This is a genomic window from Legionella steigerwaltii (assembly GCF_001468065.1).
In the GTDB taxonomy this organism is placed as follows: Bacteria; Pseudomonadota; Gammaproteobacteria; order Legionellales; family Legionellaceae; genus Legionella; species Legionella steigerwaltii.
The window spans coordinates 85342-98500 of the sequence record NZ_LNYZ01000005.1 but is presented as its reverse complement, the minus strand read 5'-3'; the positions used below and the strand labels follow the sequence as shown (position 1 = coordinate 98500).

Sequence of the window (13159 nt, the reverse complement as noted above, 5' to 3'; positions counted from 1 at the left end):
TTTCCCTTCTCCCTACAAAGGGAGAAGGTGCCCTTTAGGGCGGATGAGGGTATTAGTTACAGCCAACACCCATCAGATTTTATTAATAACGACGCGCAGTGCCTGTAATTTTAAAGCCGTACTATGAATGTATTCCTCGCTGTCAACAAGCTGCTTTTTATAATACGCAATTTCATCCTCGCGTATCGAAGGGTTGAGCGTTTTTAATGCTTCTAGCCGATTTATTTCATGCGTAATACTTTGTTTCATCTGTACCGTAGCCTGTTCTATAATCTCCTGGAGTTGTGCTTCGGCTACTTTTTTACTTTGTACCAATATGGTTTCAAGATCTGTTTGGATCTGCTGAACAATTGGATATCCCAAATGACGTTTAACAGGTTCACACATTTGATTTAATTGTTTGTAATCCAATATCTTAGAAAGATTCTTTCCAGATACATCCATGAGCACTCGAATTGGTCTAAGAGGCAGGAAACGATCCAGTTGCAATTTTTTAGGCGCGGCACAATTTGCGGTGAAAAAGGATTCCAAAAACAAAGTTCCTGGCTGAATGCTTTTTATAGAAATAGTAGCTAAAGTTGCATTTCCCAATTCGGAATCCAGGGTCATTTCCATACATTCACTGACCATGGGATGCTCCCAGCTTAAAAATTCGACGTCTTCACGCACAAGTGCTTTCGTGCGCGAATAAGTCACGGTCACACCGTCTTCTTTTAATCCTGGGAAGTGACTTGTTTTCATATGATCGGTAGGATGCAACACTTCTGTAGATTCAGAATGGTACTCATGATCAATCCCATATTCCTGAAATACTTGAGCCATATAATTTTCTAACTCCAAACAGTTTTCTTCTGCCTCAATAGCAGCAATCAATGCTTCTGCTTGCGGTGTATTACAGGAATTTAACTCCAACAACCGATCTCGGCCTTCGTGAAGTGCTTGATTAATTTGTTCCGCGCGTGCTTTCGTTTCCGCAATCAGTTTTTCCAGCTCTTGCGGGGGTGTATCTACTGTATCGAGAATGGGTAATAACTGATCTTCGAATTCTTCATAAAGAGTAAAACCCACAGAGCAGCTCTTTGTAAATAAGTTAATCCCTTCATGATACCAACGGAATAATTTCTCCTGTACCGTGTTCATGAGATAAGGAACATGAATTTCAATGGTATGTCGCTGGCCAATACGATCGAGTCGACCTATGCGTTGCTCCAATAAATCCGGATTTAAAGGCAAATCAAACAATACCAAGTGGTGCGCAAATTGAAAGTTGCGGCCTTCACTACCGATTTCAGAACAAATAAGCGTCTGAGCTCCATTTTCTAACTCAGCAAAATAAGCTGCGGCGCGATCACGTTCAATAATCGATAATCCCTCGTGAAACGAAGTGCTACGAAGACCTCGCTTTAATTTTAAGTGCTGATCTAAAGCAATTGCGGTATTTGCCTTGGCACAAATAACAAGAACTTTTTGGGGATGTAATTCGTTAATTTTGTTTGCTAGCCACGTCACTCGAGGATCGTTTTCCAACCAGATCTCTTTATCCAAAAGTTGTTCAGGATAAAGTTTACGCTGACCTTTTTGTTCATCCAATGAAGAATAAATCGTAGGGCACGCCAAAGGGCACGCATGCACTTGACGCTCAGGGAACCCTTGAATCGCTGCACGCGTATTGCGGAATAGGACACGTCCTGTTCCATGTCGATCCAATAAGTCTTTAATAACCTGACTGACATTCAAACCCGTTATTTCCCCCAAGTAAGCCTGCAATTGCGACTTAAGTTCCACACTCAAAATATCCGTCGATGTCTGCTCTCCATAAGTCATTAACTCTTGCACTAGGGTATTGATTTGCTGATACCCTTCTTCTTCTTTTTTGAAGGTAGAAAAATCATAAAATCGTGATGGATCAAGCAATCTCAAGCGGGCAAAATGGCTCGCAATTCCCGCTTGTTCCGGTGTCGCGGTTAAAAGCAATAAGCCTTTACTTCGTTTCGCTAACTCCTCAATACATTCATACTCAGGACTTTCCTCTCCCTCTGACCAATGCAAATGATGTGCCTCATCAACAACAAGCAAATCCCACTCGCTCGTTAGCGCTTGATGCCGTGCTTTTTCATTTTCCATGAGAAAATCCAAACTGCATAAAACCAACTGCTCGTTTTCAAAAAGATTCTCTTGGGTCGTATCAATCTGCATCCCTTCTTCTTCATCTAACTCATACGAAAGTTCATAACGGTCTGCATCAATGATCGAAAAATATAAATTAAACCGTCGAATCATCTCGACAAGCCATTGATGAATCAATGTTTGGGGTACCACAATCAACACTCGGGTAGCACGACCAGTGCCTAACTGATAATGAAGAATCATACCTGCTTCTATGGTCTTACCCAGTCCTACTTCATCTGCAAGCAAAACCCTTGGGGCATAGCGTTGTGCCACTTCATTGGCTATGTATACCTGATGTTTCAGATGACTGGTTCGTGATCCCAACAATCCTCTAACCGTAGATTGCTGTAACCTGCTTACATGATTCAAGGTATCTATTCTTAATTTAAAGGTATTTAACTTATCCAGCAAACCACTGAACAGTCTTTGTTCTGGGGTGTTTAATTTGATAAAACAATCTAAAGAAAGCTCATTAATTTGCAGTTCATTACCTGCATCGTCTATTCCTGTGTAAAAAAACAAACCTTGACGCTCTTCCACTTGGGTTATACGCATTTTTTGTTGGCTCGAGGTAGTTACTTCTTCACCTTCCTTATAGACGATGCGGCTTAGAGGAGCACTATCTGTGGAATAAATACGCTCCTCATCCGCAGCAGGGAAGCTCACGCTCACCTGCCTACCATTCAAATCAATAATAATACCCAAACCTAGTTGAGTTTCAGTGTTACTTATCCAGCGTTGGCCAATACGATATGTCATAAAAAAAATCATCGTTCATGTTAAGTGTGAGTAAAATAATCAAAAAACAAAATAAACTCAACTTGACTTGTATCCTTTTTTTAAATAGGATGACCCGATTTTAATCACTCAAGGGGTCTATTATGTACAAGAGAGAAGAGCCACGTAGTTATTATGAAGAAGAATCACAGTACGAAAGCAAACAGCGCCTTGAGGAAGACGAAGGTCAAACGTACCACAGACCAGGATACAGCCCAAGAGTACATTCTTCTGATTTTAATGATGACAGCAGCATATTTGATGCATGCTTAGGAAGTCCTGAGGTAAGAGCGGAAACACAAAAAGAACTTATGGGCGACTTAAAGGAAGGATATACTTTTGTAAAACAAACTATTCCTGGATTTTTCACTCCTTTTGGAAAAAAACCCGCATTTCAAGAAACATTTGGACTGAACACTAAAAAAGAAGTCGCTCTTGTAGCAACCTCTCCAATTACAATCCCTGTATCACTTACTCTTGGTGCTGGTCTTGCAGCGGCTACTGCTGCTGTTGCTACCATTGCGGCTCTTGGAGGCTTGCTTACTGCTGCTGGTGCTGGATTGCATAGTTTACGTGCAGGTAAAGAAGATGCCAGAGAAACAGCAAAAAATGCACTCATGTTTTCTGCAAAAGCTGGAATTACTGCTGCTATTTCTACTTTAGCTGCAGTTGCTGCTGCTGTATTAGCCGCGGTTAGCGCTCCTATCGCGTTGCTCTATCTTCTTACACGTACTGGCGCAACTGCTGTTGGAAAAATTGCTGAGTGTTGTGCTGACGATACCGAAACTTCATATAGATTTGCATCTATGCAGTAAAATATCCTTATTGAGTTGGGCTCCAAAAGCCCAACTTATCTAAAGGCAAATGACTTTTTTGCGCTTATAAAATAATAATTTATTTGTTTCATGAATTACCGTTAACTCTTTAAAACAAATTTTTCTTGTTTTTTTAAGTTATTCTGGTTAAAAATAGTAGGCACAGGAAGATAATTCAACAGAAAAAGGAATTCACATGGCTACCAACGAAGAAGAAACTCGACTGCTTATTGATCTCGATACCATAGAAGAAAAAGAACAAGAACAAGAAGAATCAGAAAAAACATCAGTAGACATAAAAACACTTGAAGAAACGATACAAAAAAAGTTAAAGATCATCAATGAGACAGATCAAGACAAGTTCGAAAAAATTACCATAACCAAAGAAATATTTGAGCAAATCAAAAAAAGTCTGCAAGAGACCATTGCAAGCATGGAAAAAAATCCAAGCATGTTCTCACGGGCAGCGGAATACTGGGGTGAGTTACCGCTTTGGCAAAAAATTATTGGGGGCGTCGCCTTAACAGTTCCCACCTTAATTATGGGCATTGTCGCACATATTGGTTTTCTTTTGGCAATTTGTGGCGTCACGGCGGTTACTTATGCCGCAGGGGGGATCATGCTTGATGATCACCATAAATGCAGTACCAGTGCTGTCGAAAGCTTGCAAAAAGGTGTTTTAAGCTTAGCCAATCTTCTTGAATTAACCATTACTGCCCTGGACATTATCCGCCAACAATTGGCGGTAGAAATTCAAAAATTTGCCAAAGAAAATGAACGACTCACAGGAAACATTGAAGAGTTAAGCAAGAAAATTGATTTGATTGACAAACAAGTCATGGCTACCGCTAAAATTAATGAGGTGCTCGGTGGCACCAAAGATGGATTAGTAGAAGCTGCCGAAACGCTTAAGGGAGAGGTGGGGCAACAAACTGACCTAATGAAAAAAAATCAAGAGAAATTAGACCGCATTACAGAAGGATACATTAGCAGTCAAAAGGAATTGGCGGAAAAAGTTCTGGAAGTGCAAAAGGTGAGAGATGCTCTTGGAAAAGATCTTGAGAATGCGAAACTAATGATAGATACTCTGCATGGCACCATATCGCAATTATCAACTGCCGCCATTGGTAATGAAGAACAGCGCCTGGCTTTCCAAGAAAGACTAAATACCTTTATAAGTGATAAGGAAGCGAGCTTTCATTCACTAGCGGAACGCATTTTTGATGCAGAACGCAAACTTGCATTAGTACAAAAAGAGTTAGAACGATCAAATTTGCGCTATCAGGAGCTTCTTGATAAACAAGAAAAACATATAGACATACTTCAAACGCTGAGTGCCCAACCTTCCGCAGATCAAGCTCCCCAAAAAATACCGATGGGCGAGTTATTAGCTAAGAAAGGGATTTATGCAACAAAACAAGAAGGAACTGGCAATGGTTTGGGCTCAGATCTAACATCAACACCAGTATACAATTAATAATTCTATTTATATCCCTTAACTTACCCTCTCCCACTTGTGGGAGAGAGCAGGGTGAGGGTTCATTAGCTATAATCAATAACCCTAATCCGCCCTGCGGGCACCTTCTCCCTTGCGGGGAGAAGGGAAATATCTCCCTCCACGCTGCGTCCTATTCTTTTCTGCCTTCCAAAGTCAAATCATATGCCTCTAAAGCAGCTTTGACGGCCGTACGCTCACTGATACGTTGATACCATTCAAGTAAATGAGCAAAACGTTGCTCATCAATAGTCTGTTGGTAAAAAATTTGAAAGCAGAAAATCCAAGGCCAAATTGCCATATCTGCAATAGTGTACTGATTACCGCTAATATAAGAAAATTGGGTCAATTGCTTTTCCATAACCCCTAACAAGCGATCACTTTCATCCGCATAACGTTTAAGCGCATAGGGGACTTTTTCAGTTGCACGATGGAAATGCCCTAATTGGCCAAACATAGGGCCTATATGAGCTGCTTGAAAAAGACACCATTGGAGGGTGGTATATTTATCTTGTAATGAATCGGGTAAAAATTTATGATGCTTTTCTGCAAGATATTGCAATATAGCGACACTTTCAAACAAATAGAAATTTTTTTGCGAATCATATAAAACCGGAATTTTATTATTTGGTGAAATTTTTAAAAACTCCGGATTAAACTGTTCTCCTTTGGAAATATCAATTGTTTTAATCGTATAAGACTGGGACAGCTCGTGCAGCATTATCGTCGGTTTAATACCATTAGGTGTTCCGAATGAGTACAAGGTATACATGAGAACCTCCTTGTTATAAGCTCTGAAAATAGAAGTATAGTGTAATTTTTTTCTTGGAGTAAACCCAGTCATGGTTAATGACTAGGACAGACGCACACTTTGAAATGAATAGATTGCGCTCGCTCCCAGATTATGTCATTCCCACGCAAGCAATCCATTCAGCAATTGGCACCATTTGTTTGGCATGACTCCAGGTAACAATGATTTGATGCAGGATAATTTTAGGCTATTCTTAGAAATCATGATCAGCAAAAAGGACTTAACATGAGCTTCAAAGATAAAGTGGCTATTCTTAATAGTTCCCGTACTCCATTTGTCAAATCTCAAACGTACTATTTAGAAAAATCAAATCAGGATTTGTTAGGAGCAGCATTAGCTGATCTAATCAATAAAACTAAGATTCAAGGTGAGTTATTGGGTGATTTTATTGCAGGAGCAATTATGAATCATCCTTTTGACTGGAATCTGTCCCGTGAAACGGTTTTGGGTAGTGGCTTATCCCCAGAAACTCCTGGATTAACCATACAACGTGCTTGCGGCACTGGTTTAGAAGCAGTAAATCTTATTGCGTTAAAAATTGCTAGTGGACAAATCACTGCAGGCATAGCAGGGGGAACAGATACCAATTCAGATATCCCGTTAATTGGGCAAAGAAGGCTAACTCATTTTTTAATCAAATTTCAACAGGCGAAAGGACTCAAGGAAAAACTGAAAGCCTTCAAAGAATTTCGCTTGGGCATGCTAAAACCCCAATTACCGGAGGTTCGCGAACCACGTACTGGTCTGTCCATGGGCGATCATTGTGAATTGATGGTTAAAGAATGGCAAATATCCCGCAAGGATCAAGATGAATTGGCTTTTCGCTCACATCAAAATGCCACACAAGCTTATAATGAAGGGTTTTATGAGGATTTGATCGCTCCTTTTGCTTCCTTAAAACGAGATACCATTACCCGCAAAGATTCTTCTTTAGAAAAGTTGGCCGCCTTAAAGCCTTCTTTTGATAAATCAGACAAAGGCAGTTTAACTGCAGGAAACTCGACGCCACTCACTGATGGTGCCTCTGTTGTATTATTAGGTTCACCTGAATGGGCAAAAAGTCATCAACTGGAACCACTCGCCTATTTTGTGGACTGCGAAGTGGCTGCCGTAGATTTCGTGCATGGTGCAGGGTTATTGATGGCGCCAACGATTGCTGTCGCTCGTTTACTGGCAAGAAATAAGCTGAGCTTACAAGATTTTGATTATTATGAAATTCATGAAGCCTTTGCTGGCCAAGTATTATGTACTTTAAAAGCCTGGGAATCTGCTGAATATTGTAAAAAAGTGTTACATCTCAAAAAACCTCTAGGAAGCATAGACACACAAAAAATGAACATAAAAGGTGGGAGTCTTGCCCTTGGCCATCCTTTTGCTGCTACAGGTGGGCGCCTGGTTGGTGCAGCAGCCAAAATACTTGCCAATAAAGGCCAAGGACGCATCCTTATAAGTGTTTGTACCGCCGGAGGAATGGGTGTTGCTGCAATCATTGAACGTTAGCCGACAGAAGAGAATATCTCTTCGTAGCCTGGGTGAAGCGCAGCGTAACCCGGGATAAAGGAGCGTGATATTTTATCCGAAACCCGGGTTACGCTGCGCTTCACCCAGGCTACGCGCTTGCACTGAAAATCCCATCTACACTAACTATTAACTAAAGTATAAACAGTTGGTTCTGCTTTTTGTATTCTTTGGGCATGGAGCGCCTCGGCTTTCTTGGCAAATAGACCCTGTGCCAGATAGGCACTCCCCCCCACTACCGCAGAAACTGCCTCTGTAACCGCCAAAGGAGGATTTGGTGTCGCTTTATTGGGTTTAAAGAAAAAACCACCGCCATAAGTGGCCTTTGCCGCCACATCTACTGTTTTGTTTAGCAAAACATTCAAATTTTCAAAATACAGTGGAATAGTGAAATTACTTGTTCCTAAATCAATGCGGATATTAAAAGGCAATGTTATGGTTGGACCATTATAATAGGCACCAGACACCAGGTGTTCTGAAGAAGGAGGATAAGTGATTTTAGGAACCGTTCTGCTTGAAAATTGAAGCGCGGTTGTTGCAACTGTAGTACTGAACATAGCCAAAGCCACTGCCCCAGCAAAAGCTTCTGCACTCACATACCCATACTCTTTCCACAGAGGCTTGGCAAGCTGCAGTCCAAGCTTGTCGGCATAATACCGTTGTTCTTCTCTAGCTTTCTGCCACTCATTTATCGTTGCACCTACAGTTCTTAAGGCAATACCTGTTGCCATACAAATAACACCGGCATTTTGCACCACCCCTGAAGTAATATAATCGGTCAGGTTATATGAGGTACCATTATTTACATGATTACTGTAAGTCAAAGGAAATGATTCACTAAGACCATAGTCTAAGTTTGTAAGATTAACCCCTAGAGTAAAATTACCCGTAGCATTCACTGCACCATAATAGGATGCACTGACTTCTTCCAAATTAAGCATATTAGAAACAGCATATGCAGCACCACCAAGGGTACACGCTAATGTACCGCACACATTCATTGTATTTGCCGCTGCATGAACTGTAGTATCAAATGCCCAATTGGCTGCCGTCCAAAAACCATTCATCCAACGCATAACCTACATCCTTTTTTACAGTACAAAAAATGACTTGCTCATAATTTTCATCATGACAAGTCAAAATATCGACACTTATTTGTCTTAATTTGGATCAGAACATATCTATATCAACTGGTCAATAAATTATTTACACGCTGGATTTTCACAGAACTCGCTAAGATGGGAAATAAGTTATGCGCACTTTTGCTAAAAATGGTGCAAATAAAAGTTAACTTCCTTCGCACGATTGGTAAAGAGCCAATTTATTCCTCGATTCAATTCTCGGTACAAGCTGAACTTGGAATCAACCATGCCCACCCCAACAATTTGTTTGGCGGTTTTGAGTCTATTAATTACTTTATTATTGATCAAAAAATAATGGCCCAATACGCCCCCATAATTCTCATTTAAACTGATATTACAATATTGCTGCACATTATTATGTCCTGCTACCAATAACAGTGCATTTTTAGGAAATTGCGATAAGGCACTAAAAACCTTGGAATTTAAAGTGAGCAGATGATAGTTTTCACCAGCTGACAACCCATTTAAGGCGTGAACCAATGCCTCCTCATCCTGAAAAGGTGATGCTTTTAATTCGATCAACAAATGCATGCTGTCTCCATATCGAGCAACAACTTCATTCAGTGAAGGTACATCAGGAGCTAGTGCTCGTAATTCATTAAAGCTCAGCTGAGCAATTGCCTGCTCGTGTCCCCAGAGACGCTTTAAAGTAGGATCATGATTCACTACAAGTACTTTATCTGCAGTTGTGTGCACATCGAACTCTATTCCCCAGCACCCCAATTCTTTTGCCAAATCAAATGCCGCAAGCGTATTTTCAATAATACCCTGTGCCTGATTGTGTACTCCTCGGTGTGCAATCAACCGTGCAGAATTAACAAGATCCAGTGAGGGCTTACTTCTGGGAATAAGTGCAAAATAAACATCCATCGTTTTTTCTAAAAAATTAAGCAGCACGACAAAATTCCTGATTGCTTCAATACTTTTTATTTTATGTGGAGAAAATTGAAAAGGCAAAACAGCTGATTTCTCTTTCAATTTGTGTAAAAATAATAGGTTTTTTAATCTACGGTCTGTGTATGCCTTTAATTACAAACCACATCGATCAAGCTATCCGCGATTTACATGCAGGAAAACCTGTTGCCATACCTACAGAAACTGTTTATGGATTGGCAGCACCTATTAATAATGAAAAGGCAATTAGAACCGTCTTTGCAATGAAAAACAGACCATTAAACCATCCTTTAATCGTTCACGTAGCACAAGATTGGGATCTCAAGCAATGGGTCAAGGACATACCTGCTTATGCCCAGCAACTCATTAAAAAATTCTGGCCCGGTCCTTTAACTCTTGTTTTGCATTGCAAACCCGATCAAATCAATCCATTAATTACGGGAGGTCAGACTACGGTAGCTATCCGATGTCCCGCCCATCCATTGGCCCAGGAGCTGTTAATCAAGTTAGGTATCCCGTTGGTCGCCCCCTCCGCAAATCCTTTTGGGAAAGTCAGCCCCACAACCGCACAGCATGTCAGCGAATCATTTCCTCATCAAGAATTAACAATATTGGACGGAGGTCGCTGTGCTGTAGGCATTGAATCGACTATCATCGATGCAACTCATGCAGAGAACTATCAAATTTTACGTCATGGGCTTATTGATGAAAAAACCATAGCTGAAGTAATTGCGACCCCATCACTGCACCATGAAAATATACTGAGAGTTCCGGGAAAATTGGAAAGTCATTACCAACCGCAAAAAACGTTATATTATTTTCCCAACTATGAGTCGCTTACACATTTTTGCCAAAAAAATCCAGATAAAATCTATGTTATCGCGAGCAAACAGCCTTTAGGCATCCTTGAAGATCATTTTCATCGATTGGAAGATCAACCTGAAAAAGTAGCCTTTGACTTATATTATCAATTAAGAAAAGCAGACACATCCGATGCCCAAATCATTGCAATCGAACTCCCTCCCGCAACAGGAGCATGGGAAGGAGTAAGGGAGCGTATTTTAAAAGCTGGAATTCCCTATTCCAGTTAGTTAGGAATAATTGGCTTACGATTAATCTGAAAAAGCCAATAGACTTCTTTCCGAAGAAGTCTATTGACAGATCAGCAAAATATGAGTACCTTAGCGCCACAATGCCGAGGTGGTGGAATTGGTAGACACGCTAGCTTCAGGTGCTAGTGGGGGCAACTCCGTGGAGGTTCGAGTCCTCTTCTCGGTACCATTGAGTAAGTTTAAAACACTTCACAATGGTTCTCAAACATACGTAACACATTGATTATTATTGAAATAACACTGACTTCTTCTTCTCAAATCTTTCTCAACTATTCGTTATTTTTCGTATATAACCGCGAGCACTTTGGGTAAGATCTTGGGTAAGACTTTTATAATCATCTTCCCTCAAAGTTGCCATTAGTTGAGGTAACTATAAATGCTTTCAGATGCAAAAATTAAATCCTTAAAAATTGAAGATGGAAAACGCCATGCAGATCGGGATGGTTTAGTATTAGAAATAAGGCCAAGTGGAAAAAAGGTCTTTCTTTTTCGCTTTCAATGGGAAAAAAAGCCGCAAACAATCACCTTAGGTAATTATCCAAGCTTAAGCTTGGCTGATGCTCGAATTAAAACAACCTCCTACCGCAATTTACTTAATAAAGGAATTGATCCAAGAAAAGGAGATGAGGGCGAGCAAATAAAACTCACTTTTCGCGAAATCGCAGAACAATGGCACAAAAAAAATATTCATCGATGGAAGTCAATTACAAGCAATCGCCATTATAAAAGCCTTACTCGTGACATTTACCCATTCATTGGTGATAAACCCATTGATGAAGTAACTAAAGCAGAACTATTAAAAATCATTCAACCACATGAGCTCAAGGGGCACCATGAAGTAGCACACCGGTTGCATGATAGATTAGAAGCAATCTTTGAGTTTGCAGTAGGTGCATCACTTACAGAGAATTATCCATTCATTGGACTAAAGAAGGCATTAGCACCAAAACCAAGGGTGGTTAATCAACCTGCTATAGCACCTAGCGATGCTCATGAGATGATGGCAATAATCAAAAAAAGCCATGCCTCCAAAATCACTAGGCTATACATTGAATTGTTGGCACATCTTTTTACAAGGCCATCTGAATTAAGGCTTGCTCAATGGAGCGAGTTTAACCTACAACAAGCTGAATGGCACGTTCCTGCTGATCGAATGAAAATGGCAACTCCTCATTGGGTTCCATTATCCTCACAAGTTCTAAAATTACTAAAAGAACTTAGGTTATTAACAGGATTTACTCTTTACCTCTTCTGTTCCCCAACGACAAAAAATCAGCAACCATTGAGCGAAGCAAGTGCACGAAAACTCTTACATAACATTGGTTATAAAAGCAAACATACCTTACATGGTTTTCGTGCTTTGGCTTCAACAGTTTTACATGAGAAAAGTACCTTCAGGACTGATGCGATTGAAGCTCAATTAGCTCATAAGGTACAAGGTGTTCGAGGCGTTTATTTACGTGCTGATTTTAAGCAAGAACGCGGACAACTGATGGAATGGTATAGCAATTGGTTAAATCAAGCCAAAAACCAAATAAAAGAAAATCAATTTACAGGTAGGTTATAAATGCATTCAATAATAATCAAACATACTTCCGAGTTTAACCAGTCTAAACTCGGTCAACGATTAGACGAAACACTGATGACGTGTCTTAGGGCGACCGTAACAGTAAATGATGAAACCGGTACTAAATTAGCCACACTCCTTGAAATTAGTAACTTACCACGAGAAGTAGTAATGATACTTACCCAACCCTGGTACAAAGCCAATATGATTGCCTCTTGGATTGAAAAGCATAATCTACCTACTGCAAAAGAATGCGCTAAAGATATTATAAAAAAACTCAAAGATCTAAAGAAAATACTTACAGCTAACTCGACTGAGCCCAGCTTATTCCTAATGTTATTACTAACATCATCCGAACTGGACTTAGATAAAATTTTATTTAATCTAAATGAGATTCAATCATTCTTTGAATTTTTTATAAAGCACAATTTTAAAAATGGTAATAACTACTCAGCTAATTTTTTTAGAAGATACGCCATTAATAGCCTATTTTGGATGGGAAAAAAAATGGGTTTAGTAGAGACAGGAAAGCCAACTAAACTAAACCAATACCTTCACATTGTTACTGATCGCGTATACGAAGACATAAATAAAGATTTTATGAGGTTCAAAAAAATTGATTTCCTTACAATTAGTAAAGAAAAAATGAATGTCCCACTTTCATTCATATTTAATCCTTTCAATGAGAAAACAAATAATATCTTATCTATAATTAATAACCGTTTTACAACGACATAATTAAACCACTCCTGACAGCCTTAAAATTTCAAGATGTCAGGAGTTATCATCTATTTTCTATCAATTCATAATCTCTCCTACGGATTCATGAGAAGGATCCTCTAGAAGAAGTTAATAAGGA

At 39.8% G+C, this 13159-nt stretch carries 10 protein-coding genes and 1 tRNA gene; 7 read left to right on the top strand and 4 right to left on the bottom strand.

Annotated features, from left to right (window positions below):
* Positions 1–72: 72 nt before the first annotated feature.
* Positions 73–2928: an RNA polymerase-associated protein RapA gene (gene rapA, locus Lstg_RS03755; RefSeq protein ID WP_058476329.1), complete on the bottom strand. Its 2856-nt coding sequence runs from the start codon at positions 2926–2928 to the stop codon at positions 73–75.
* Positions 2929–3050: 122 nt separating this feature from the next.
* Here rapA and Lstg_RS03750 point away from each other — a divergent pair, with 122 nt between their 5' ends.
* Positions 3051–3761 carry a hypothetical protein gene (locus Lstg_RS03750; RefSeq protein ID WP_058476328.1) on the top strand — a complete coding sequence of 237 codons (711 nt, stop codon included), beginning with the start codon at positions 3051–3053 and terminating at the stop codon, positions 3759–3761.
* A 196-nt stretch (positions 3762–3957) separates the two neighbouring features.
* Entirely contained in the window at positions 3958–5238 is a 1281-nt protein-coding gene (locus Lstg_RS03745) for a LegC2/C7 family Dot/Icm T4SS effector (protein WP_058476327.1), read from the top strand.
* Between the two features lie 151 nt (positions 5239–5389).
* Here the strand turns inward: Lstg_RS03745 and Lstg_RS03740 are convergent, their stop codons facing one another.
* Positions 5390–6028 (bottom strand): glutathione S-transferase family protein, encoded by a 639-nt coding sequence (locus Lstg_RS03740; protein ID WP_058476326.1) that lies wholly within the window; start codon positions 6026–6028, stop codon positions 5390–5392.
* A 264-nt stretch (positions 6029–6292) separates the two neighbouring features.
* On the opposite strand from Lstg_RS03740, the gene Lstg_RS03735 reads away from it, so the two are divergent.
* A complete protein-coding gene (locus Lstg_RS03735) occupies positions 6293–7567 on the top strand; it encodes an acetyl-CoA C-acetyltransferase (RefSeq protein ID WP_058476325.1) in 1275 nt (424 codons plus the stop codon).
* A gap of 140 nt (positions 7568–7707) precedes the next feature.
* On the opposite strand, the gene Lstg_RS03730 is transcribed toward Lstg_RS03735, so the two are convergent.
* Both Lstg_RS03730 and Lstg_RS03725 read right to left on the bottom strand, forming a co-directional pair.
* Positions 7708–8661 (bottom strand): hypothetical protein, encoded by a 954-nt coding sequence (locus tag Lstg_RS03730; RefSeq protein WP_058476324.1) that lies wholly within the window; start codon positions 8659–8661, stop codon positions 7708–7710.
* Positions 8662–8850: 189 nt separating this feature from the next.
* Positions 8851–9624, bottom strand: a complete 774-nt coding sequence (locus tag Lstg_RS03725) for a glycerophosphodiester phosphodiesterase (RefSeq protein ID WP_058476323.1) — start codon at positions 9622–9624, stop codon at positions 8851–8853.
* 122 nt (positions 9625–9746) lie between these two features.
* On the opposite strand from Lstg_RS03725, the gene Lstg_RS03720 reads away from it, so the two are divergent.
* The 4 genes from Lstg_RS03720 to Lstg_RS03705 all read left to right on the top strand — a co-directional run bounded on the left by Lstg_RS03720 (position 9747) and on the right by Lstg_RS03705 (position 13038).
* The gene (locus tag Lstg_RS03720) at positions 9747–10712 is read left to right on the top strand and encodes an L-threonylcarbamoyladenylate synthase (protein WP_058476438.1); all 966 of its coding nucleotides are present in this window, start codon (positions 9747–9749) and stop codon (positions 10710–10712) included.
* A 103-nt stretch (positions 10713–10815) separates the two neighbouring features.
* Positions 10816–10902: transfer RNA gene (locus Lstg_RS03715), tRNA-Leu, on the top strand.
* Between the two features lie 207 nt (positions 10903–11109).
* Positions 11110–12300: a tyrosine-type recombinase/integrase gene (locus Lstg_RS03710; RefSeq protein ID WP_058476322.1), complete on the top strand. Its 1191-nt coding sequence runs from the start codon at positions 11110–11112 to the stop codon at positions 12298–12300.
* Positions 12301–13038: a hypothetical protein gene (locus Lstg_RS03705; RefSeq protein WP_058476321.1), complete on the top strand. Its 738-nt coding sequence runs from the start codon at positions 12301–12303 to the stop codon at positions 13036–13038.
* Positions 13039–13159: the final 121 nt, after the last annotated feature.